This window comes from Streptomyces sp. NPDC046349, assembly GCF_055587885.1.
The window spans coordinates 85,062-108,786 of the sequence record NZ_JBVJFK010000015.1 but is presented as its reverse complement, the minus strand read 5'-3'; the positions used below and the strand labels follow the sequence as shown (position 1 = coordinate 108,786).

At 73.7% G+C, this 23,725-nt stretch carries 16 protein-coding genes; 11 read left to right on the top strand and 5 right to left on the bottom strand.

Annotated features, from left to right (window positions below; all coding sequences use genetic code 11):
- The first annotated feature begins 1 nt into the window (after position 1).
- The 3 genes from ACZ6JS_RS30810 (at position 2) to ACZ6JS_RS30800 (ending at position 6,089) form a co-directional block, all read left to right on the top strand.
- Positions 2-3,964: a Pls/PosA family non-ribosomal peptide synthetase gene (locus tag ACZ6JS_RS30810; RefSeq protein ID WP_469302811.1), complete on the top strand. Its 3,963-nt coding sequence runs from the start codon at positions 2-4 to the stop codon at positions 3,962-3,964.
- 94 nt (positions 3,965-4,058) lie between these two features.
- On the top strand, positions 4,059-5,381 hold the full coding sequence (locus ACZ6JS_RS30805; protein WP_469302810.1) for a M1 family metallopeptidase: 1,323 nt from the start codon (positions 4,059-4,061) through the stop codon (positions 5,379-5,381).
- Between the two features lie 234 nt (positions 5,382-5,615).
- Positions 5,616-6,089, top strand: a complete 474-nt coding sequence (locus ACZ6JS_RS30800) for a hypothetical protein (protein WP_469302808.1) — start codon at positions 5,616-5,618, stop codon at positions 6,087-6,089.
- 63 nt (positions 6,090-6,152) lie between these two features.
- Here ACZ6JS_RS30800 and ACZ6JS_RS30795 read toward each other — a convergent pair whose 3' ends face one another.
- Together ACZ6JS_RS30795 and ACZ6JS_RS30790 are read right to left on the bottom strand one after the other, a co-directional pair.
- Complete coding sequence (locus tag ACZ6JS_RS30795; RefSeq protein WP_469302806.1) at positions 6,153-6,707, bottom strand: hypothetical protein; 555 nt, start codon at positions 6,705-6,707, stop codon at positions 6,153-6,155.
- Positions 6,708-6,803: 96 nt separating this feature from the next.
- Positions 6,804-8,696 carry a serine/threonine-protein kinase gene (locus ACZ6JS_RS30790; RefSeq protein WP_469302804.1) on the bottom strand — a complete coding sequence of 631 codons (1,893 nt, stop codon included), beginning with the start codon at positions 8,694-8,696 and terminating at the stop codon, positions 6,804-6,806.
- A 403-nt stretch (positions 8,697-9,099) separates the two neighbouring features.
- Here ACZ6JS_RS30790 and ACZ6JS_RS30785 point away from each other — a divergent pair, with 403 nt between their 5' ends.
- The 3 genes from ACZ6JS_RS30785 (at position 9,100) to ACZ6JS_RS30775 (ending at position 15,066) form a co-directional block, all read left to right on the top strand.
- Complete coding sequence (locus ACZ6JS_RS30785) at positions 9,100-10,968, top strand: VanW family protein (protein WP_469302802.1); 1,869 nt, start codon at positions 9,100-9,102, stop codon at positions 10,966-10,968.
- Positions 10,969-11,154: 186 nt separating this feature from the next.
- Positions 11,155-13,788 (top strand): SpoIIE family protein phosphatase, encoded by a 2,634-nt coding sequence (locus ACZ6JS_RS30780; RefSeq protein WP_469302800.1) that lies wholly within the window; start codon positions 11,155-11,157, stop codon positions 13,786-13,788.
- A 228-nt stretch (positions 13,789-14,016) separates the two neighbouring features.
- Positions 14,017-15,066: an RNA ligase family protein gene (locus ACZ6JS_RS30775; protein ID WP_469302798.1), complete on the top strand. Its 1,050-nt coding sequence runs from the start codon at positions 14,017-14,019 to the stop codon at positions 15,064-15,066.
- A 48-nt stretch (positions 15,067-15,114) separates the two neighbouring features.
- Here the strand turns inward: ACZ6JS_RS30775 and ACZ6JS_RS30770 are convergent, their stop codons facing one another.
- On the bottom strand, positions 15,115-17,199 hold the full coding sequence (locus ACZ6JS_RS30770; protein WP_469302797.1) for a SpoIIE family protein phosphatase: 2,085 nt from the start codon (positions 17,197-17,199) through the stop codon (positions 15,115-15,117).
- Between the two features lie 335 nt (positions 17,200-17,534).
- On the opposite strand from ACZ6JS_RS30770, the gene ACZ6JS_RS30765 reads away from it, so the two are divergent.
- Complete coding sequence (locus ACZ6JS_RS30765) at positions 17,535-17,888, top strand: hypothetical protein (protein WP_350997461.1); 354 nt, start codon at positions 17,535-17,537, stop codon at positions 17,886-17,888.
- A 393-nt stretch (positions 17,889-18,281) separates the two neighbouring features.
- On the opposite strand, the gene ACZ6JS_RS30760 is transcribed toward ACZ6JS_RS30765, so the two are convergent.
- Both ACZ6JS_RS30760 and ACZ6JS_RS30755 read right to left on the bottom strand, forming a co-directional pair.
- Positions 18,282-19,649 carry a pyridoxal phosphate-dependent decarboxylase family protein gene (locus ACZ6JS_RS30760; RefSeq protein ID WP_469302795.1) on the bottom strand — a complete coding sequence of 456 codons (1,368 nt, stop codon included), beginning with the start codon at positions 19,647-19,649 and terminating at the stop codon, positions 18,282-18,284.
- Positions 19,650-19,745: 96 nt separating this feature from the next.
- Complete coding sequence (locus ACZ6JS_RS30755) at positions 19,746-20,273, bottom strand: flavoprotein (RefSeq protein ID WP_469302793.1); 528 nt, start codon at positions 20,271-20,273, stop codon at positions 19,746-19,748.
- A 59-nt stretch (positions 20,274-20,332) separates the two neighbouring features.
- On the opposite strand from ACZ6JS_RS30755, the gene ACZ6JS_RS30750 reads away from it, so the two are divergent.
- The 4 genes from ACZ6JS_RS30750 to ACZ6JS_RS30735 all read left to right on the top strand — a co-directional run bounded on the left by ACZ6JS_RS30750 (position 20,333) and on the right by ACZ6JS_RS30735 (position 23,682).
- Entirely contained in the window at positions 20,333-20,740 is a 408-nt protein-coding gene (locus tag ACZ6JS_RS30750) for an SgcJ/EcaC family oxidoreductase (protein WP_469302792.1), read from the top strand.
- A gap of 68 nt (positions 20,741-20,808) precedes the next feature.
- A complete protein-coding gene (locus tag ACZ6JS_RS30745; RefSeq protein WP_469302790.1) occupies positions 20,809-21,648 on the top strand; it encodes a hypothetical protein in 840 nt (279 codons plus the stop codon).
- A gap of 139 nt (positions 21,649-21,787) precedes the next feature.
- A complete protein-coding gene (locus tag ACZ6JS_RS30740) occupies positions 21,788-22,480 on the top strand; it encodes a DUF6882 domain-containing protein (protein ID WP_469302789.1) in 693 nt (230 codons plus the stop codon).
- Between the two features lie 557 nt (positions 22,481-23,037).
- Positions 23,038-23,682 (top strand): DUF4360 domain-containing protein, encoded by a 645-nt coding sequence (locus ACZ6JS_RS30735; RefSeq protein ID WP_469302787.1) that lies wholly within the window; start codon positions 23,038-23,040, stop codon positions 23,680-23,682.
- The last annotated feature ends 43 nt before the right edge of the window (positions 23,683-23,725 follow it).

Here is a 23,725-nt window from a genome sequence, read left to right as displayed (position 1 = left end):
GATGCCAGCCACACCCGAACGCACCGAACTCTCTCTCCTCGACGACCGCGGCGCCTGCGACACCCCGGACGGAGGTACGGCTCCGTACGAGGAGCCCGGCAAGGCGGCACGTTTCCGCGCCGGACCCGCCGCCCCGCCCCGCACCCTTCTCGACGTCTTCGAGGCCTCCGTACGGGCGTATCCCGACGAACCCGCCCTCGACGACGGCGCCACCCGCCTCAGCTACCGGGCCCTGGCCGCCCAGGTCGACCGCGGCCGCCGCGCCCTCGCCGCCGCCGGAGTCGGGGCCGGCGACCGGGTCGGCGTACGCGTCCCGTCCGGGACCAACGAGCTGTACGTGGCGGTCCTCGCCGTCCTCGCCGCGGGGGCCGCCTATGTGCCCGTCGACGCCGAGGACCCGGACGACCGGGCCGACCTGGTCTTCGGCGAGGCCGGGGTACGGGCCGTCGTGGGCGCCGGCGGGCGCATCGCCATCACCGACACCGCCAGCGCCGACGGCAGCACCGGCCCCGCCCGCCCCGGCGACCGCTCCACGCGCCCCGGCCCCGAGCACGACGCGTGGATCATCTTCACCTCCGGCTCCACCGGCAGACCCAAGGGCGTCGCCGTCACCCACCGATGCGCCGCCGCCTTCGTCGATGCCGAAGCCGCCCTCTTCCTCGCCGACGATCCGATCGGTCCCGGCGACCGGGTCATGGCCGGACTGTCCGTCGCCTTCGACGCCTCCTGCGAGGAGATGTGGCTGGCCTGGCGCTACGGCGCCTGCCTCGTACCCGTCCCGCGCAGCCAGGTCCGCAGCGGCGCCGACCTCGGCTGCTGGCTGGTGGAACAGGAGATCACCGTGGTCTCCACGGTGCCGACCCTGGCCGCCCTCTGGGAGCCCGAGGCCCTCGGCGAGGTCCGGCTGCTCATCTTCGGCGGCGAGGCCTGCCCGCCCGAACTCGCCCAGCGCCTGGTCACCGAGGGCCGCGAGGTCTGGAACACCTACGGCCCCACCGAAGCCACCGTCGTCGCCTGCGCCGCCCTTCTGACCGGCGGGGAACCCATCCGCATCGGCCTCCCCCTGAACGGCTGGGAACTCGCCGTCGTCGACGGGTGCGGAGACCCGGTGCCCATGGGCGGCAGCGGCGAGCTCGTCATCGGCGGCGTCGGTCTGGCCCGCTACCTCGACCCCGACAAGGACGCCGAGAAGTACGCCCCGCTCCCGTCACTCGGATGGCCGCGCGCCTACCGCAGCGGCGACCTCGTCCGCGCCGAACCCGAAGGACTCGTCTTCCTCGGCCGCGCCGACGAGCAGATCAAACTCGGCGGCCGCCGCATCGAACTCGGCGAGGTCGACGCCGCCCTCCAGGCCCTGCCGCACGTGGCCGGCGCGGCGGCCGCGGTCCGCACCGCGCGCAGCGGCAACCAGCTGCTCGTCGGATACCTCGTCACCCAGGACGGCTGGGACCGTGCGGCGGCCGTCGAACGACTGCGCGCCGAGCTCCCCGCGGCCCTCGTACCCCTCCTCGCCCCCGTCGCCGAACTGCCCACCCGCACCTCCGGCAAGGTGGACCGCGACGCGCTGCCCTGGCCGCTGCCCGACCTGGACACCGCCGGCCCCGCCGAAGAGCTCCACGGCACCGAGGCCTGGCTCGCCGAGCAGTGGCGCGAGACCCTCGGAGCGGCCGTCACCAGCGCCTTCGACGACTTCTTCACCATCGGCGGCAACAGCCTCGCCGCGGCCCAGCTCACGACCCGGCTGCGCACCCGCTACCCGAGCGCCGCCGTCCTCGACATCTACCAGCAGCCCACCCTGCGCAAACTGGCCCGCCGCCTGGAGAAGTGCGTACCCGACGAGGGCGCGGTCCGCTCCGTCGCACCGGTGCCGCTGCGCTCCCAAGCCGTCCAATCGCTCCTGCTGCTTCCGCTGCTCACCGTGCTCGGCCTGCGCTGGACGGTCGCACTGCTGGCGCTGGGGAACGTACTGCACCGGTTCGGGCCCTACCCGTGGGCGCCGACCGCCTCCTGGTGGCTCGTCGCCGCCGGCGCCGTCCTGCTCTTCAGCCCCCCTGGCCGTCTCGCCATCGCCGCCGGCGGCGCCCGCCTGCTCCTGCGCGGGGTGAAGCCCGGACGGCACCCGCGGGGCGGCAGCGTGCACCTCAGGCTCTGGACGGCCGAGCGGCTGGCCGAATACGCGGGTGCGACCTCCCTGACCGGCTCCTGGCTCGAACGCTACGCCCGCGCCCTCGGCGCCAAGGTCGGCCCCGAGGTCGACCTGCACGCGCTGCCCCCCGTCACCGGCATGCTCAAGCTCGGCCGCGGCTGCGCCGTCGAGTCCGAGGTCGACCTCTCCGGGCACTGGCTGGACGGGGACCAGCTCGAGATCGGACCCGTCCGGATCGGAGCAGGAGCGGTGGTCGGCACCCGCAGCATGCTCTTCCCCGGCGCGCGCATCGGCAAGCGGGCCGAGGTCGCCCCCGGCTCCGCCGTGGTCGGGACCGTCCCGACCGGCCAGCGCTGGGCCGGCGCGCCCGCCGTCAAACTCGGCAAGGCCAAACACAACTGGCCCGACGAACGCCCGCCGCGCGCCGTCCACTGGCGGGCCATGTACGGGGCCACCGGCTTCTGCCTCACGGTGCTGCCCGTCCTCGCCGCCGTGCCCGCCCTGCTCGTGCTGAGCCGGTTCGTACCCGCGGACGCCCAGCTCGCCGAGGCCCTGCGCGGGGCGCTGGTCGCCGTGGTGCCGGCAGCACTCGCCTTCGGCCTCGCCTACGCGCTGCTCCTGCTGGCCGCCGTACGCCTGCTCAGCCTCGGCCTGCGCGCCGGCAACCATCCGACGCACAGCCGGATCGGCTGGCAGGCCTGGACCGTCATCCAGCTGATGGACCTGGCCAGGGAGACCCTCTTCCCGCTCTACGCCGGGCTGATCACCCCGGTCTGGCTGCGCCTGCTCGGCATGAAGATCGGCCGAGGTGCCGAGGTCTCGACCGTCCTGGCGCTGCCGAGCCTCACCACCGTGGGCGAAGGCGCCTTCCTCGCCGACGACACCCTCACCGCACCCTTCGAGCTGGGCGGCGGCTGGGTGCGGATCGGGCACTCCGCGATCGGCCGCCGGCCCTCCCTCGGCAATTCCGGCATGGCAGCTCCTGGCCGTACCGTGCCCGACGACGGCCTGGTCGGCGTCCTGTCCGCCGCCCCGAAGAAGGCCAAGAAGGGCAGCTCGTACCTGGGCCTGCCGCCGGTCAAGCTGCCCCGGTCCGCGGCCGCCGCCGACCGGAGCCGGACCTACGACCCGCCCGCGCACCTGCTGTGGGCGCGCGGCCTGGTGGAGCTGTGCCGCCTCGTCCCGGTGTTCTGCTCAGCGGCCCTGGCCGTGCTGACCGCGGCGGCCCTGTGCGCGCTGAGCGTGTGGAGCGGCCTGGGCGTCTGGGGCGCCGCGCTGCTGTCGGGGGCCGTCCTGCTGGCCGCCGGAGCGGCCGCGTGCTGCGTGGCGGTCACCGCGAAGTGGCTCCTGGTGGGCCGGCACCGGCCCGGCGAGCACCCGCTGTGGAGCGGCTTCGTATGGCGCAACGAGCTCGCCGACACCTTCGTCGAGGTCCTGGCGGTGCCCTGGCCGGCCGGTTCGGTGCCCGGGACGCCGCTGATGGCCCTGTGGCTGCGCGGACTCGGCGCCCGGATCGGCCGCGGCGTGTGGTGCGAGAGCTACTGGCTCCCCGAGACCGACCTGGTCACGCTGGGCGACGGCGTCAGTGTGAACCGCGGCTGTGTGTTGCAGACACACCTCTTCCACGACCGGATCTTGAGGACGGATACTGTGATCCTCCGTGCGGGCGCCACCCTGGGCCCTGGCGGAATCGTCCTGCCCGGCAGCACGGTCGGGGCGCGCAGCACCCTGGGCCCCGCCTCCCTCGTGATGGCCGGGGAGTCCGTCCCGGCCGACACCCGCTGGCTCGGCAACCCGATCGAGGCGTGGCGGTCCTGAGGGACGGTCGCGCCGGCCGGGGCACAGACGGCAGCAGGCACGGCAGGGCACACCAGCACGTCGTACGAGCACGGCGCAGGGAGCGGAAGCGGCAGTGAGCGGCCAGACGACATCGGTATCGGATCCGTACTTTCCGGCCAACGGCGACTCCCGATACCGCGTGCACCGGTACGAGATCAGCCTGGACTACCGCCCCGGACCCAACCGGCTGGCCGGAACCGGCCGCCTCAGCGCGATTGCCGGACGGGCACCGCTCACCGAGTTCCATCTGAACCTGGCCGACTTCAAGACAGGCCGTGTCCTGGTCAACGGCCGGGCGCCGCAGTACACCCACCGCGGCGGCCGGCTGCGCATCCGGCCGGCCAAGCCGCTGCCCGCCGGAGCCGCATTCACCGTCGACGTGACCTGGTCGGGCAACCCCAAGCCGGTGCGCAGTCCCTGGGGCGGCCTCGGCTGGGAGGAACTGACCGACGGCGCGCTCGTGGCCAGCCAGCCGGTCGGCGCCCCCTCCTGGTACCCGTGCAACGACCGCCCCGCCGACAAGGCCTCGTACCAGATCTCCGTCAACACGCCGTCCGCCTACACCGTCGTGGCCGGCGGCCGGCTGCTCACCCGTACCACCAGAGCCAGCACCACCACCTGGGTGTACGAGCAGCCCGCGCCGACGTCCAGCTATCTGGTCGGCCTGTCCATCGGCATGTACCAGACGGTTCTCCTCGGCGACCCCGGTCTCGGCGGCGTGACCCAGAGCGCCCACGTCCCCGCCCACCTGCTGTCGCGGTTCGCCCGGGACTTCGCCCGGCAGCCCGCAATGATGCAGCTCTTCGAGGAGCTCTTCGGCCCCTACCCCTTCGGCGAGTACGCGGTGGTCGTCGCCGACGAGGAACTGGACGTACCGGTGGAGGCACAGGGCCTCTCCCTCTTCGGGGCCAACCACCTGGACGGCGTCCGCGGGTCGGAGCGCCTCATCGCCCATGAGCTCGCGCACCAGTGGTTCGGCAACAGCGTGACCATCGCCGACTGGCGGCACATCTGGCTCAACGAGGGCTTCGCGAAGTACGCCGAATGGCTCTGGTCGGAGCGCTCCGGAGGCCGCAGCGCCCACGAGCAGGCGGCCGCCGCGCACCGGTCTCTGACCTCCCGGCCGCAGGACCTGCGACTGGTCGACCCCGGCCGGAAGCTGATGTTCGACGACCGCCTGTACCAGCGCGGAGGCCTGGCCGTTCACGCGATCCGCCGCGCCCTGGGCGAGGAGGGCTTCTTCCGCATGCTCCGCGACTGGGCCACCGTGCACCGCCACGGCGTCGTGAGCACCGCCGCCTTCACCGCCCACGCCGCCCGCTACGCGGCCGATCCGCTGGACGACCTGTACTCGGCCTGGCTGTACGAGGCGCCCCTGCCGCCCCTGCCCGTGTAGCTTTCCGGCCGGGCTGAGGCCGTACCGGTCCACCCGCCCTCGACCGCCACGCAGGTCAGGGCCCTGTGCAAGGCGGCCGGAAGTCGGTGGGCAGGGGCATGGCCGCCCTTGCCCCCGGACTATGCGGCTGCCAGCATTCCAGCGCGCGCCCCGCGGAGGCCCGGGGAAGAGCAGATACCGGTGCCTCCCTTTGCACGGTTCCGTCCGGTGAACAACGAGCCTGGAGTGCATCCCGTGATCCGATCGAAACTGCGTACGCTGCTGCTCGGTGGCGGCAGTGCGGCCGCCATGCTGGCCACCGCCCTCGTCCCCGCCACGGCGTCCGCCTCACCCCCGGCCGGGGCACCGGCTGCGGCCGCCGCCGGCTTCTGGTCCTGCACCGTCCCGCCCGGATACACCTACTCCTCCACCCAGAACACGCTGAACTGCGGGGACAGCGGCTTTCGCACCTACTACTTCGTCCAGCCGCCCGCCGACAACCTGTGGGCCTGCACCGTGTCCGACGGGTTCACCTACTCCTCCACCCAGAACACCCTCGACTGTTCGACCGGTGGCGGCTTCCGCACCAAGTACCTGCTGCGAACCCCGAAGACCGGCCTGTGGGCGTGCACCGTCCCCTCCGGCTTCACCTACACGAGCACGCAGAGCACCCTCGACTGCTCGACCAGTGGCGGCTTCCGCACCAAGTACCTCCTGCGAGCCTTCTGACGCGTGGCCCGGGCGTGTGCCGGAGGTACCACCGCTCCGGCACACGGCCGTGCGGCGCGGCGTTCAGGAGGGCTTCGGCGCGGGGGCGGGCGGCGGGGTCGCATCAGGGCTGCCTCCGTCCACGCAGGTCAAGGACATGACCACTGCAGAGTCGAGGTTCTGCCCGGGTTCCGGGGACGGCAGGACCGTCAGGGCGGTCCAATTGCCCTTCGTGAGGGTCAGCGTTCCGTTGCCCAGGTCGGGGCCGGCCTGCCAGCCGTGCTCGGAACGGGCCCGCTCGACGGCCGCCGCGAGGGCCGAGTCGACCGTCCCGGGGGCGTGGCGGCCCATCAGCCGCTCGGCGCACCGGCCCACTACGTCCGAAGGCTGCCGGGCCACCGTGATGCCCTCCGCCGCCAGCACCGATGTCATCTCGGACACCACCGCGTCCGCGGACAGCGGCGGACCGGAGAAGCGCGGAGGCAGCGGGCCGAGATCCTGGAACGGGCCCCCGCAGGCCGTTCCCGTCGCCGTCATCAAGGCAGCCAGGGCCAGGGACGCCGGGGTGGTGTGCCCTCGTTGCCGTCGCACGATGGTGCCCGTCCTCTCGATTCGCTGCACGGCCGGCCAGTCTGCCATCCCGTCGATCTTGGGGAGGCAGCGGTCGCGGGCGCGCCGGACTCCGGCCGGCCCCGGCCCGGTGCCGTGACGGGGCGACCCCCGCCGGCCACCGCACTAGCTCAGCTTCGTCCAGCGCTGGGAGGCCTCCCCGCCGCACGTCTTGGTCACGAGGCCGCTGCTCATGCCGAGGTCGAGGCAGCCGCCGCCGAGGTCGCTGCGGAGGCTGCCGCCCGAACCGGTGCGCCAGACCCGGCCGAGGTCCTGGGCACAGTCGCCGACGAAGACGGCCTGGCCGAGTCCGTTGGAGTAGAGGCAGCCTCCGCTCTGCCGGTTGACCAGCTTGAAGCTTCCGTCCGACCGGCTCTGCACGGTCCAGCGGGCGGACCCGCTCGCGCAGTCCCCGAAGTCGGAGGACCCGAAGACCTGGGTGATGCACTTGCCGTTGTTGCCGTTGCGGTAGCGGTAGGTCCCGGAGTCGGGGAGTGAGGGGGGCTGCGCGGGGGCCGTCGTGGGCGCCGTGGAGGTTCCCCCGGCAGACGGGCGGGATCCGCCGCCGCCCGCGTTCGCCGAGGCTGCGGTGCCGCTCGAGCCGGGCTGGGCGCCGCCGCCGGGAACCGCCCCCGGGCCCGCTCCGGTACCGCCGACCGCCGTGACCGGTGCTGCGCCTGTCGTGCCCGGTGCCTGCCCCGGGTCCTGGGCCGGTGGTTGCGCGGGCAAGGCCGTGCCGGAGGGGCTGCCGCCGGCCGCGTGCGCCGGGTCCGCCGGGGCCGTCACGGGAGCGTTCGGGGTGTTCTGCGCCTCGGGCCGGGGCGCGGACCCGTGGGGTAAGTACTGGATGGCGAGCGTCGTACCGCCCGAGACCACGACGACGGGCAGGACCGCGAGCAGGACACGCGTACGACGGCGCCGCTCGCGCCGCTCGCGCCGCTCCGGCCCCTCGGGTCCGTCCGTCCGGGGCCCGGCGGCGGGCGCGGCCTCGGGCCCGGGAGCCTCGGGCTCCGCCGCCCTCCCCCCTCGTTGCTTCTCCTCCACGGCTGCCGCGGGGTCCGGCTTCTCGCCGACCAGCGGGAGCGTGGGCACGTCGAGGTCCTGCACGTCCGCGGCGAAGGCGGCCCGCTCGGTGAGGCGCTCGTCGATCCCCGCCGGCCACAGCGGCAGCGTGAACGGGCCCTGCCGGGAAGCGCGTTCGAGGAGTTCCGGCGCCGTGGGGCGGTCGTCCGGGTCCTTGGCGAGACAGGCCCCGACGAGCTCGGCGAGCTCCGGCTCCAGTGCCCGCAGCGGCTCCAGGTCGGGCTCCTCGTGGACGATCCGGTACAGCACGCCGTGCCCCGACTCGTCCCCGAAGGGCGGTCGGCCGCATGCCGCGTACGCGAGGACCGAACCCAGCGCGAACACGTCGGTGGCGCCGCTCGGCTCCCGTTTTCCCGAGGCCTGTTCGGGTGCCATGTAGGCGGGAGTGCCCACGACCATGCCGGTCCTGGTCAGCTGGCTCTGTTCGGCGGCCCGGGCGACCCCGAAGTCGATGAGGGTCAGACCGTCCAGGGTCAGCATGACGTTCGAGGGCTTGAGGTCGCGGTGCACCATGTCCAGCGCGTGCACCGACGCCAGGCGCGCCGCCGCCTCCCGCAGCAGCAGCCACAGGGCGTCCGCGGGCAGCGGTCCGCCGTGCAGGGTGACGGCCTCCCGCAGCGTGATCCCGGGCACGTACGCGGTGGCGAACCACGGAGGTCGCGCCGTACGGTCCCCCGCGAGCAGCGGCGCGGTGGCGTCGGCGGGCAGCCGGGCGAGGTTGTCCAGCTCGTGCCCGAAGCGGCGCAGGAAGTCCTGGTCCTCACCGACGACGGAGGCCAGCAGCTGCTTGACGGCGACGTACCGGCCCTCCTGGACGCCGAGGTACACCCGTCCCATGCCCCCGGCCCCGAGCCGGCCCGCCAGCGGGATGGGCCCGATCCGGCGCGGATCCTCCGCCTCCAGCGGCTCGGCTCCGCTCCCCGTCAGCTCCAACACGTCGCCTGCCCCGCTCGCATGGGAAACATTCTCCAGAAATCTATCCCGATGATCCGGCATGGGCAACGAGCCTGATGGGAGCCCGAGTTGACGTTCGCCGGCGGCCGACGCAGCACACCGGGAAGCACGCCGTGCCCGGCGGCTCCGTCCATCGCCGGAGCCCCCCACGGGCCGGTCCCGGCCGGTGGCGCAGCCGCCGCCCCGACGCTCGCGCCGGCCGCCGGACCCGGTGGGCCGTGCAGGGCGCGCGGACCGCCGGGCGGACCCCTCAGGATCGTGAGAACCATTACATTCGTCCTTCAATTGCCCCTTTTGGGGCAATCATGGTTCGCGGTATCTGTCGTCTATGCGCCGCGTGAGCGGCCTGCGTCGTCCGAGGACGGTCGGCGCCACTGGGAGTGACATGGGACGCGAGCGCGGCTGGGCGGGCAACCGACGGACGGCCCTGCCGATGGTGGCGGGCGGAGCGGTCGTCCTCGGGCTGGGCGGCCTCTACGTCACCGGACTCGTGGCAGGGGGCGACGTCGACCAGGGCACGCGCGTGCGCGGCGTGGACATCGGCGGTATGACCGCCGCCCATGCCCGCCGGGCACTGGACCGGGAGCTCGGCCCCGCCGCCGCCGCGCCCGTCGTCATGAAGATCGGCGACCGCGTCGAGAAGGTGGATCCCGCCGCGCTCGGCCTGTCCCTCGACACCGCCGCGACGGTGGACCGCGCCGTACGCAAGGGCTACGACCCCGTCACCGTCATCGGCGGCCTCTTCGCCTCCGGCCGGCGCGACATCGAACCCGTGATCCGCGCGGACGAGCGGAAGGGCCGCGCCGCGGTCGACCGCCTCGCCGAGACCACCGCCCGAGCGCCCCGCGACGGCGCCATCGCCTTCGAGAAGGGCGCGCCGAAGACCGTCACCCCCCTGGCCGGCGTCACCCTCGTCGAGGACCGGGCCCTGGACACTCTCCGTGACGGCTACCTTCGCCCGGACACCGCCCCGGTCGTGCTGCCGGTCGAGCGCACAGAGCCGACCGTCGGTGCCGAGGAGACCGGACGGGCTCTGAAGCGGTTCGCCCAGCCCGCCATGTCGGGCCCGGTCGCGCTCACCGTCGCCGGGAAGAGCTTGTCGATCACCCCCGCCGTGCTCGGCGAGCACCTGAAGATGCGGCCCGACGCCCAGGGCCGCCTCGTGCCCGCCCTCGACTCCAAGGGGCTGCTGGCCGAACCCGCCGTGGCCCGCCCGATCGAGGAGGTCAGCCGTCCGCCGCTCGACGCCGCGCCCCGCGTGGGCCCCGACGGCACCGTGGTCATGGCCCAGCAGAGCCGTGCGGGGCGGAAGGTCACCGAGGAGGCGCTCGGCCAGGCCGTCCTGCCGCTCCTGACCCGCACGGGCGCCGCCCGCAGCGGCGAGATCGCCACCGTGGCCGTCCAGCCGGAGCTCACCGGTGAGGAGGCGCGGCGGATCGGCATCAAGGAGAAGATCTCCTCCTTCACCGTCGAGTTCCCGGCCGCCCCGTACCGCAGCACCAACATCGGCCGCGCCGTGGAGCTCATCAACGGCTCCGTGGTCCAGCCGGGCAAGGAGTGGAGCTTCAACCGCACGGTCGGTGAGCGCACCAAGGAGAACGGCTTCGTCGACGGCATCATGATCAACGACGGCCAGTACGTGAAGTCGCCCGGCGGCGGCGTCTCCGCGGTCGCCACGACCATGTACAACGCCGTCTTCTTCGCGGGCCTCAAGCCCGTCGAGCACGGCGCCCACTCCTTCTACATCGAGCGCTACCCCGAGGGCCGCGAGGCCACGGTCGCGTGGGGCACCCTCGACCTGCGCTGGGTCAACGACTCCGGCAATGCCGTCTACATACAGGCGGAATCCACCGACACCTCGCTGACCATCACCCTCCTCGGCACCAAGAAGTACGACGAGATACGCGCGACCAAGGGGCCGCGTACCAACATCACGGAGCCTGGGAAGCGCACCGGGAACGGACCCGCCTGCGAGGTCCAGACCCCGTTGGAGGGCTTCGACGTGACCGTCGGCCGGGTCTTCGTCCAGGGCGGGAAGGAAGTCCGCAGCGAGGAGTTCAAGACCCACTACACCCCGCGCGACGAGGTCGTCTGCACCCCGGAGTCACCTGAGGGATCCCCGACCCCGGCCCCGACGCCGACCGTCCCCGAGACCCCGGCGGCCACCGAGGCCCCCGGCTCCGCGCGGACTGCGCAGGCCGCGCCCGCGCCCGCCGGCCCCCTCGGCGCCGTCGGCGCCCCCCGGTCGTCCTGAGCGGCGCAGCGGCACGAGGTGTGACACTTCCGGCGCGCATTGTGCATGCCGGGAGCCATGGAGGCCCGGAAGTGCTACAACTGGGTGCGTGACCATTCCTCGTCGCCACCCGTGCCGGGCACGTCGGTGCGGTCACCTCTAGGCAACCGATTCAGAAGCGTCGCCGGCCAGGTATTCGTCCTCCAGGTGGCGATCGTGGTCCTGCTCGCAGCCGGGGCGCTGCTGGCCCTGGTGCTCCAGTCGCGGCACGACATCGACCGCGAGGCCCGCAATCGCTCGGTGGCCGTCGCCGAGACCTTCGCCCACCAGCTGGGCCTCCAGCCCGCGCTGAAGACGTCCGACCCCTCCGCGGTCCTGCAGCCCCTCGCCGAGGAGACGCGCAAGGCCGCCGGGGTCGACTTCATCGTGGTGATGGACACCAACGGCATCCGCTACAGCCATCCCCAGCCGGACCGCATCGGGAAACGGTTCGTCGGCAACATCGAGCCGTCGCTGCAGGGAGAGGTCCACACCGAGAGCGTCGAGGGCCCCCTCGGCAAGGAGATCCAGGCGGTGGTCCCCGTCAAGGGCCCCGGCGGCGAGGTCGTCGCCCTGGTGTCCGCCGGCCTGACCGTCGAGAACGTCACCGGCGCCCTCGACCGCCAGCTCCCGGTCATTCTCCTGGCCATCGCCACGGGACTGGCGCTGGCCACGGTCGGCACCTGGCTGATCAGCAGACGCCTGCGCCGCCAGACCCACGGGCTCGGCACGCAGGAGATGACCCGCATGTACGAGCACCACGACGCGGTGCTCCACGCCGTACGCGAAGGGGTTCTGATCACCGACGGCGACGGGCAGCTCCTACTGGCCAACGACGAGGCCAAACGCCTGCTCGGCCTGCCCGAGGACGCCGAGGGCCGCCACATCGGCGACGTGCCCGGCCTGGAGCGCCGGATGGCGGACCTGCTGCTCTCCGGCCGCGAGGCCACCGACGAGGTGATCGGCTCCGGCGACCGCCTCCTCGTCGTCAACCAGCGGCCCACCCATCCCCGCGGCCGGCCCGAGGGCGCGGCGGTCACCATCCGCGACTCGACCGAGATGCAGATCCTGACCGCCCGGGCCGAGACGGCCCGCAGGCGCCTCAAACTGCTGTACGACGCGGGCGGCGACATCGGCACCACCCTCGACGTGGTCCGCACGGCCGAGGAACTCGCCGCCGTCGCCGTGCCCCGCTTCGCGGACTTCGTCACCGTCGACCTCGCCGACCAGGTCATCGACGGCGACGAACCCGCCCCGGGCGCCGACATGCGCCGTACGGCGATCAGCGGCATCCGCTCCGACCACCCCCTCTACCCCGTCGGCCGCCTGATCGACTTCCTGCCGTCCACCCCGCAGGCCCGTGGCTACGGCACCGGGCGGGCGGAACTGGTGCCCGACCTGTCCAAGGCTCCCGGCTGGCAGGCCCAGGACCCGCCGCGCGCCCGCGCCATCGTCGACTACGGCATCCACTCGCTCATCGCGGCCCCGCTCATGGCCCGGGGCGTCGTCCTCGGAGTGGTCAACTTCTGGCGGTCGCAGAAACACGAGCCCTTCGACGAGGACGAGCTGTCCCTCGCCGAGGAACTCGTCGCCCGCGCGGCCGTCAGCATGGACAACGCCCGCCGCTACACCCGCGAACACGCCCTCGCCGTGACCCTCCAGCGCAGCCTGCTGCCGCGCGCCCTGCCCGAACAGAGCGCCATGGACGTCGCACACTTCTACCTGCCCGCCCAGTCGGGGGTCGGCGGCGACTGGTTCGACGTCATCCCGCTGCCCGGCAGCCGCGTCGCCCTGGTCGTCGGAGACGTCGTCGGCCACGGCCTGCACGCCGCGGCCACCATGGGCCGGCTGCGCACCGCCGTGCACAACTTCTCCTCCCTCGACCTGCCGCCCGACGAGATCCTCGCCCGCCTGGACGACCTCGTGCAGCGCATCGACCACGACCACAACGGCGACTCCGACGACGCGGACGGCGGCGTACTCGGCGCCACCTGCCTGTACGCCGTATACGACCCGGTGTCCCAGCGCTGCACGATGGCCCGCGCGGGCCACCTGCCGCCGCTCCTGGTCGCCCCCGACGGCAGCACGCAGATCGTCGAGCTGCCCGCCGGACCCCCGCTGGGCCTGGGCGGCATGCCGTTCGAGACCGCGGAGCTGGAGCTGGCCGAAGGCAGCCAGCTCGTCCTCTACACCGACGGCCTGGTGGAGGAGCGGACCCGGGACATCGGCGAGGGCCTGGAACTGCTGCGGGCGGCGCTGAGCCACCCCGACCGGGATCCCCACGACAGCTGCCGGGCCGTGCTCGACATGATGCTCCCCGCCCGGCCGACCGACGACGTCGCCCTGCTCATCGCCCGGACCCGGACCCTCGGCCCCGACCGGGTCGCCCAGTGGGACGTGCCCTTCGAGCCCAGCGCCGTCGGCGCCATGCGCAGCGTCGCCGCCAAGAAGCTCGACGAATGGGAACTGACGGACCTCGGCTTCGCCGCGGAACTGATCCTCAGCGAACTGATCACGAACGCCCTGCGGCACGGGAGCGGGCCCGTGCGGGTGCGGCTCCTGCGCGACCACAACCTGACCTGTGAGGTGTGGGACGGCAGCAGCACCGCCCCCCACCTGCGCTACGCCGCCACCACGGACGAGGGAGGCCGCGGGCTGTTCCTGGTGGCGCAGCTCAGCGAGCACTGGGGCACCCGCTACACCCCCGAGGGCAAGGTCATCTGGGCGGAACTGGCCCTGCCGGGCACCCCGGGCGGCGGCGAGGCCGTCCTCACTGCCTTCCTGGACGTCGACCCGCTCTAGGACCCCCGGAAAACCCCTCCCGACGGCGCGGCCCTGCGCAGTGGCCGTCGGAGCCCGGGGGCGCCCGGTTCGGCCGGCATGTCGTCCACGTTCTCCAGCCGGGGTGCGGGACCGCCCGTACTGCCGTGATCATCTCGCCGGCCGGGCCGGGCGGCAGCCGCCCCGTCGGCGGGCCGGTGAGGCGAAAAGGATCCGACCGGCACGGGCCGTGATCGCTACCATCTCCCGGTGCACCGTGAACCCGGCTGGTCCCCGTACCCGAAGATCCCCGCGAACACCCGGCTGGGCGAGGCCCGCGGCCGGACCTGGGTCGCCCACGAGAAGATCCACGGAGCCAACTTCGCCGTTGTGTGCGACGGGGCGGGCGCACACCCCGCCAAGCGGCGCGAGCTGCTCGGCGACGGCGGACTCGACGACTTCTTCGGCGTGGGCCGGATCTGGCCCGCCCTGGCGGTCGCGGCCACCCGCTGCGCGCAGAACCTGAGGGAGGCCGCCGACGCCGGGCCCTCGGCGGTCGTGACCCTGTACGGCGAACTGGCCGGCGGCCGCTACCCCCACCCCGACGTGCCGGCTGTGCCGGGCGCGGGGGCGGTCCAGACCGGAGTCTGGTACGCCCCCGACCTGGTCTGGCTGCCCTTCGACGCGACCGTCGCCGACGAGGACGGCCTGCTCTGGGTCGGTGACCGCACCCTGCGCGCCGCGGCGGGCGGGGCAGGCCTGCACTGTGTGCCGCTGCTGGCCGAGGGGCCGCTCGCCCGGCTCCAGGAACTGCCGGTGCTCTTCCCGACCCGGCTGCCCGGCCTGCTCGGTCTGCCGGCGCTGCCCGACAACCTGGCGGAGGGCCTGGTCGTCAAACCCGCGGAGGCGTCGCGGGGGCCCGCCCGGCCCATGGCCAAGTCCAAGCAGCCCGCCTTCGCCGAGGACGAACGCTTCGACGGCGCGCGCCCCCACCAGGCGCCCGCCGAAGGCGCCGCGGGTGTCCCCGGCTGGCTGCTCGCGCACGGAACCGGCCTGCTCACCCCCGCACGCGCCGCCTCGGCCGTCAGCAAGCTGGGACCCCGTACCCCGCCCGGTGACCTGGCCTGCGAGATCGCACGCGATGCCACCGAGGAGGTCGCCGACGCGCTGGGCGGCCTGGACGAGGCCACCCGGCGGGCCCTGGCGGACTCCCTCCAGGCCGGAGCCCTCACCCTGGCCCTTTTCGACGCCTCCGACCGCCGCGCACCGGGCCGTCGAGGGCATGCTGCGAGCACGCCGCCGAGTACCCGACCGGCGTGACGACGGCGGACCGGCACGGGGCGGACGCCGGCCCGCGCGGGGACGTGGTCACCGGCCGCCCAGGTGGTTCGTGCCGATCCGGGCCGTCAGCAGGGCGATGTCGTCGTCGGCGGACGCCGGGACGAGATGGGCGATCAACGAGTCGCACAGGTGGTCGAGCGGCTGGAGGGGCTCCGTGAGGAGGCCGGTGAGCTCGCCCAGGCGCTCGTCGATGTCACGGTTGCGCGCCTCGATCAGCCCGTCCGTGTACAGGACCAGCAAGCTCCCCTTCGGAAGCGTGAGGTCGGTGGTGGTGAAGGTGACCCCGCCGACGCCGAGCGGGGCCCCGGGCGGGGTCTTGACCAGGTAGACGGTGCCGTCGGGCTCCGCCACGGCGGGCGGCGGGTGACCGGCCCGGGTGACCGTGCAATGGCCGGTGGCCGGGTCGCACACCACGTAGAGGAACGTCGCGAGCATCGGCTCCGCCAGATCGGCGAGGGCGGCCTCCAACTGGTGGAGCAGCGCCGTCGGCGGCATGTCGAGGCGCGCGAGGGCACGAACGGTCGCGGAGAGGCGCCCCATCACCGCGGCGGCCGCGATGCCGTGCCCCATCACGTCCCCCATGAGCAGGCCGGCCCTGCCTCCGGCGAGGGGGACGACGTCGTACCAGTCCCCGCCGACCTCGTTGACGTCGCTCGCAGGCAGGTAGCGGTGGGCGATCTCGATGCCCGGCGGCGGCGTGATGTGCTGAGGCAGCATGCTGCGCTGCAGCACGACGGCCGTCTCGTGCTCGTGGTGGTAGAGGCGGGCGTTGTCGATGCTGATGGCGGCCCGGGCGGCGAGTTCGCCGGCGAGGGTGACGTCGTCGGATCCGAACGGCTCGAAGGGCGGAGTGCGGTAGAAGGAGGCCACACCGAGGACGAGACCCCGCGCGATGAGCGGGACCATCATGAACGAGTGCACCCCCGTCTCGACGAGTTGCGCGGGCTTGGCGGTGTGCCGGGCGGCGGTGGCGACGGCCGTGGCGTCGAGATGGGCGACCAGGAAGGGCTGACGGGCCGAGAGGGCCTGGGTGTACGGGGCCGTCGAGGGGAAGGTGAGCGTCCGGCCCAGCGGAGCGAGGATCTGGGTGACCGCGGTGCCGGTCAGCGGAGCCTTGCCCAGACGCCGCAGCGCGACACCGCCGGTCAGCCCCATGCCCGGCTCGTTGCCCTGCGCGAGCGAGTCCAGCACGTCGACGGTGACGGCACTGGCGAGGTGCGGGACGGCGAGGTCGGCCAGCTCCTGCGCCGTCCGCTCGAGGTCGAGGCTGGCGCCGATCCGGGAACTCGCCTCGGTGAGCAGGGCCAGCCGGCGGCGCCCGGCCTCGGCCTCGGTGTGGTCGCGCTGCTGCGTGGTGATGTCGAGCAGGGACGCGATCACGCCGATCGGCCGGCCGCCGGGGTCCTCCACCCGTACGTACGAGCACGCCCACACGTGGTCGTGGTCCGGGTCGGCGGGGGTGCGGCCGCTGCGGCGGCGGTCGAGGACCGGTTCGCCGGTCTCCAGCACCTGGCGCATGGCCTCTTCCATCTCGCCCGCGTTCACCTCGGGCAGCACCTCGGCGAGCCGACGGCCCACGTGGGCGGACTCCGTCAGGCCGTTCATCGCCTCGAGAGCCGCGTTGACCTGGAGGAACCGCAGCTGCGTGTCGAGGACGGCGATCCCGACGGGCGAGCGGGCGAACAGGCCGTCCCAGACCGCCGAGGCCCCCCGGATCCGGCGCGCCGCGTGCGCGTCCGAAGCGAACACCAGCACGGCCGAGGCGCCGTGACGGCGGTCGGGGACGGGGCAGGCCCAGATCTCCAGCTCCAGCGGGTGACCGTCGCGGTGCCAGGCGGTGACGGTGCCCATCACCCCGCGGCCGGTGGCCGCCGTCTCCCAGAGGGAACGGCCCAGGCTGCGGTCGGCGCCGGGGTGGAGGAGATCCGCGATGTGCCGCCCGAGGACCTGCGGCGGGTCGTAGCCGAGCAGCTCCTGCGCGCCGGTGTTCCAACGCACGATCGTGCCGTCCCTGCCGGTGGCCATGAGCGCCACCGGCAGGGCCCCCAGCCACCCGCCGGCGTCCTGGGCGGCGCTGCTGATCAGGTCCTCGAGCGGCGTCTCCTCATACATCCCGCACCCGCTCCTTCCGGGCGGACCCGGTTCCGCCGCGCGGCGGCCCCGGATCGCGGCGCAGCTCCCGCCGGCCGCTCGCCCGGTGCGGTCCGCGGCTGCGCTTCATCCCGTTCATCACCTTCATCCTCGCTCCGGGCGACCGGCGGCGCCCCCCGGCCGCCGCACTCGGGCGCCGTGTCCACGATGCGCCGTCGACCCCGGGTGCGACCGGCAGACCGCCGCCCTCCCGCACCCGCGTTCATCCGGTCGGCCGAGCACAGCAAGCCACCCGCGGCAGGCCGCGCCACGCTGTGGGCAAGGACCGACACCACCGCACAGACGAGGACCGCACCATGTCCCACAGGCGACGCATCGGCATCATCGCGGGGGCCGCAGCGCTGCTGCTCAGCGCCACCGCTTGCTCGGGTCTGGGTCGGACCACCGTCGGCCAGCTCAGTTTCCGCGGCCACGACTCGCCGGTCGAGATCAACTACAACAACACCCTCGTCACCGGCTGCCACCGGATCGCCATTCCCGACGGCGCCACCCACGTCGAGAACAACACCCTCGTCGACGTCATCCTTTACCAGAACTACGACTGCAAGCAGTCCGACGAGCCGAACAACGAGATCTATGTGGCGACGACCCTCTCGAACGTTACGGCCCCCAGGACCCGCCCCTGGCGGAGTTTCAGCGTCGTCCACTGAGGCGTGCGGAACGGCGAACGGCATCCTCTCGACCGGGGAGCGGCCGGGCGCCGGCCGCTGTCCCGCGAACGACCGAGCCGAGGCCCGGTCGGCAGTAACGGCACGTGCGGGTCGGTCACCCTCGTCGAGCAGGTCCGGGCGGAAGCCGCCGTCGTGGAGTGCCCCGGTCCGCCGCCCACGGCGCGGCCGAGGGCGGCAACCCCGCCCCACCGCAGTGACCACCGAGGTCGTCGACGCAACCGGCCCGTGCGGAACACGTCGCTCTGCAGCGCCACCGCCATTCCCGCGGCCGCCGTGTTCCTCGGCGTCCTGGGCATCCGGACCGCGGAAGCCGGGTGGACCGCAGGGAGTCGCGGGCCGGTCAGAGGCCTCCCACGGGGAGTCGCGGGCCGGTCAGAGGCCTGCGGAGGCGCGCCGGACCGAGTCCAGCGCGCGCGTCACGTCGTCCTCCGTCGTCGACCAGTTGCTCACCGAGATGCGCATGACGCGCCGGCCGTGCCAGGTGGAGCCGCTGATCCACGTCGTCCCGTCGTCGAGCAGCCGGGTGATCACCCGGCCGGTGCGTTCGTCGTCGCCGAACTCGGCGCACACCTGTGTGAACACCACCTCGTTGAGCACCCTGGCACCGTCGATCGCGGCGATGCCGTCCGCGAACGCGCAGGCGTGCCGGCACAGCCGGTCGACGAGGTCGGCCACCCCCGAGCGGCCCAGGGACCTGAGCGCCGCCCACACCGTGAAGGCCCTCCCGCGCCGGGACAGCTCGGGGACCTTGTCGACGGGATCCCCGTGCTCGTGCTGGATGAGGTAGTCGCCGCGCTGCCCCATCGCGGCCCGCAGCGCGGACGGGTCACGCACGACGGCGAGGCCGCAGTCGTAGGGGACGTTGAGGGTCTTGTGGGCGTCCGTCGCCCAGGAATCGGCGGACGCGCAGCCCTCGGTCAGGTGCGCGTGCCGCGGCGAGGCGGCCGCCCACAGGCCGAAGGCCCCGTCGACGTGCACCCACGCGTCCGCCTCGCGGGCGGCGCGGACGGCCTCGGCGAAGGGGTCGAAAGCGCCGGAGTGGATGTCCCCGGCCTGAAGCACCACGATGGTCGGCCCCTGCCCGCCCGCCCCCAGGGTTTCCCGCAGGGCGTCCGGCTCCATGCGCCCCTGACCGTCCGCCTTCACCAGGACGGGGGCGCCCAGCCCCAGGTAGCGCAGCGCCAGGTCGACGGCCATGTGGCGGTCCTCCCCGGCGACCGCGCGTACGGGCGGACCGCCGGCGAGCCCGTCTCGGGCGACGTTCCGGCCGGTGCGCCGCAGCAGTTCGTCGCGTGCGGCGGCGAGGCAGGTGAAGTTCGCCATCGTGGCACCGGTGGTGAAGCCGACGGCGCTCCCGTCGGGCAGGCCGAGCAGGTCGAGCAGCCACGCGCCGGCGACCTCTTCCGCCGCCGCGTACGCGGGCGAGGCGGCCCGCATCACGGAGTTCTGGTCCCAGGCGCTGACGAGCCAGTCCGCGGCCAGCGCGGCAGGCTCCGTACCGCCGACCACGAAACCGTAGAAGCGGCCGCTCGGGAACGCGGTCAGGCCCGGCTCGCAGGCCGTCGCCAGCAGATCGACGACGTCGGCCGGAGTGCCGGGGGCATCGGGCAGTTCGGTACCGAGCGCGCGCACGATCTCGTCGACCGAGGCGCGTGCGGGAACCCGCCGGTCGGACAGGCTGGCGAGCCACCGGACGGCATGCTCGTGCGCCCGCCGGAGCGCGGCCTCGCGCGCGTCCATACCTCGGACTATGGGACAGCAGCAGCCGCCGCGCAAGCCGCGGCTCGTACGTTCGTTCTTTTTCGGCGGTGAGCGCGGTCCGCTCGGTCCGCGATGTCAGTGCAGGGCCGCGGAGGTGTCGAGGACTCCCAGGGCGGTGGCCCAGGGGAAGGGAGCCGCGGCCTCGGCGGGGGTGTTGTCGTGGAGGAGGAGTTGGACCCCGGCGTTGCGCAGGGTGGCGAGGGAGATCTCGTACCGGGGGTGCGCGGCGAGAGCGCTGTTGGTGCAGGCGATGGCGGTGACGGGGGTGCCGCTGCCGAGGGCTTCGGCGGCGAGACCGACGGTCAGCCGGTCGGTGAGGCCGAGGGCCCAGGCGTTGACGGTGTTGAAGGTGGCCGGGGCGTAGAGCAGTGCGTCGGGTGCCGGCCACTGCTCCGGTTCGCCGGGGAGCCGGTACTGCCAGAGCACGGGGTGGCCGGTGAGGGCGGCGAGCCCGTCGAGGCTCCCCGCGAGCCAGTGTGCGGCGGTGGGGGTGAGCCCGAGGCAGACGTTCCACCCGCGGGCCTGGGCGTCTTCGATGACATGGGCGACGTCGAACACGGGTGGGGCGGCGGAGCAGAGCAGATAGAGGGTCTTCGTGGTCATGCGGCAATATGATCATATCGCTTGACCTCAAGTGTGGTTGAGGGAGCAAGATCGAGCCCATGGACACGGAACTCGCGGCCGCGGCCGCCGACATCAAGGCGATCGAAGAGGTCGTCGCCACGGTCGAACGCACTCAGCGGGCCAAGGACACCGAGGGCTTCCTGGCGCTCTTCCACCCGGACGCGCTGTGGACGACGGCGCACGGCAAGGTCCTCATCGGTCTTCGGGAAATAGCCGAATTCACCCGCGCCGTGCTGCCCGCGGCGACCTGGGACGGGGAAGTCACCTACGAGGTCGTCCACGTGCAGTTCCTGCGACCGGACGTCGCGGCGGTGAAAGTGCGACAGGTCTACCACGCCCCCGGCGGCAGCGAGGGCGCACCGCTGTACGTCATGACGCGGGACGGCGACGGGCCCTGGTTGCTGACCGCCTGCCAGAACACCCAGGTGGTGAAGGACCCGGCCTGAGCCGTCGCACGGGGTGCTCCGTCAGTGCCCCTGTCGCTCCGCGGCCCCTGGTGGGGGACAGTGGAGCTGTGGTCGATGTCGACGCGGTCGCCGCCGAGCTGTACGGGCTCAGGCCGGAGGAGTTCACGGGCGCCCGGGACGCTCACGCGGCCGCCGCGCGCAAGGCGGGGCAGCGGGCCGAGGCGAAGCGCGTCGCTGCCCTGCGCAAGCCCACGCTCGCGGTGTGGGCCGCGAACGGGCTCGCCCGCGCCGACCCGGAACAGGCCCGGCACCTGCTGGAGATCGGCCAGGGGCTGCGCGAGGCGCACCGGGCGCTGTCGGGGGAGGACCTGCGCAAGCTCTCCCACCAGCAGCACGTGGTGATCGCTGCGATGGCCGGGGAGGCCCGGCGCCTGGCCGGCGAAGCGGGGCAGGACCTCTCCGCGGGGACCCAGCGCGAGGTCGAGCAGATCCTGCGGGGTGTTCTGGCCGATCCCGACGCCGCGGACGACTGGGCGCGGGGGGTCCTGGCGAAGGCGCCTCCCAAGGCCGTGGGCTTCGCCGAAGTGGCACCCCTACCGGGCACGGCGCCCCGCCCGCAGCCACACGAGCCGAAGCCGGTGCGGGAGCCGGCGCCGGAGCCGGAGCCCGATCCGGCGTCGGGCGCGAGGGAGGCCGAGCGCACGCGACGGGAGGCCGAGCTGGCCGAGGAGGGGCTGGCCCGGGCGGAGACCGAGCGGGCGCAGGCCCGTAGCGGGCTCGGCGCACTCGACGAGGAGATCGGACGACTGGAGGACCGGCTGTCGCGTGCCCGAGCCGAGCGGGAGCGCCTCGCGGCCGCCGCGGAGGAAGCCGACCGCCGCCACCGGGAGGCCGCACGGGAGGCGAAGGCGGCCCGGGCGGCGGCCCGGAAGGCTCGCCGCCGCTGACCGCCCCTGTCCGCACCCCCGCCCCGTCGGGGGCGGGGGAGCCGGTCCCGGGCGCCGCCCGGCATGTTCGCCCGGGTTGAAGGACGGCGTCCGGCTCCACCGTCGGCATCGGTGCCGTGTCGCCGCATAGGGTCATGGCATGATCATGAAGACTGAGTTCAGCGACGCGTTCCTGCTGGAGGCCGAACGGCATGCGGCCTGGGGCGCCGCGCAACTGGAGGTCCTGACCGGGTTCATGCCGGAGGGCCCCTGGACGGCCGACCTCCAGGCGTGCCTGTACCGGCAGGGCGGTCTGCAGCTCCGGGTCGCGGTGCTGGGCACGTACGACATGCGGGAGCAGTCGTGGATGTGGGGCTGGGCCAACCCCGGACTGCGCGGGAGTCAGGTCGTGGCCCTGACCGGCGCGATCGAGCGCTACGGACGGGCGCACGGGATCGCCGAGTTCACCGAGGAAACCTTGGACCTGTCCGGTTTCGAAGACCCCCGGCGGGCGGCGGAGACCCTGGCCTTCGCGGGCATGGGCGTAGCCGAGGCGCCCGGATACCTGGGCCTCCCGGCGGGGCCGGACAGCCAGGTCTACTTCCTGCCGGACGACGCGCAGGTGCCGCGGGCCGGCCTCGACGCGGTCGCGCTGCCGCGCCACCTCGTGACCGGCGCGGGTCTGATCGGCCGTTCGGCCCGACGGGTGGTCGCCGGCTATCTGGAGCACCACGGCCTGCCGTCGCATGAGGACGGGGACCTGATCCGCACCGAGCTTCCCGGCGGCAGCGCGGCGGAGATCGAGTTCGACGAAGCGGGCCGCATCTCCGCCGTACGCCTGACCGCCCTCTGACCGCCGTCCCGGAGTGAACGGGCCCGGCCCCCCGGCGGCGTGCCCCGGGCCCGTTTTCCGGACCGGGCCGACCGGTACATGTGCCCCGCGGCGCGGCGTTCGGGCCCGTCATCACGTTCGGTCCGGCCAAGTTGCGCACCGGCGCGCTTCGGTGAGCCCGTACGGCCCTGCCGACGGCCCCGCCGTCCCACCTGCGCCGCGACGCCCGGGAGCCGGCCGCGGGTCCGGGTGGGGACGGGGTCCGGCGCGGCGGGCGCGGACCCCGAGGGCATGGAGCGTCAGGGGCTGCTGAGACCGGTGGGGTCGGGGCGGTCGGCGGCGGCCCCGCCCAAACGGGCCTTTCCGGTCCATCGTGGGCAACACCCCCCGAGAGGCGGGCCGACATGTCGGCCGCGGAGGCCGGCACCTCGCCGCCGTGGCGGAATTCGGCCAGCGAACGGACGGGCGCACCGCACGGGGGCGGTTGTCCGTATCCCGTCCTTTCTTCACCGACCGTCCCGTGGTGGCATGTGCATGCCGAAATTGATCGGCGGCCCCCGATGAATGGAGAAACAAGGATGTTGCTCCGCAGACTGACCGTCGGCGCGGCGGTGGTGGCGCTGTCCGCCCTGGCCATGCCGGCACAGGCCCACAACGCCACGTATCCGCCCGGAAGAATCACCGTCGACGTCGTCGGCGTGAACGGTTCGGGATGTCCCCAGGGGACGGCGAGCGTCGCCGCCGCCTCCGACAACACCTCGTTCACCGTCACGTACAGCGACTACCTCGCCCAGACCGGTGCCGGCTCCGGCGGGACCGATTTCCGCAAGAACTGCCAACTCGCCCTCCAGATCCATGTTCCGCAGGGCTTCACGTACGCCATCGCCCGCGCGGACTACCGCGGCTTCGCCCACCTCCAGCGCGGGGCCTACGGCCAGGAGCGCGCCAACTACTACTTCCAGGGCATGGCCCAGACGACCCGCAAGACCCACCAGTTCAACGGCCCCTACTCCGACAACTGGCAGGCGAGCGACCAGACGGAGTACGCCGACCTGGTCTGGGCACCGTGCGGCGAGGAGCGCAACCTCAACGTCAACAGCGAACTGCGCGTGTACGGCGGAACATCGAGCCCGCAGGCCCTGAGCTTCATGAGCATGGACTCCACGGACGGCAGCGTCAGCACGGTCTACCACTTCGCGTGGAAGGAATGCCCCGCGGTCTGACCCGGCGTGAGCCCCGGAACCAGCACATCACGGTCAGGAGTGA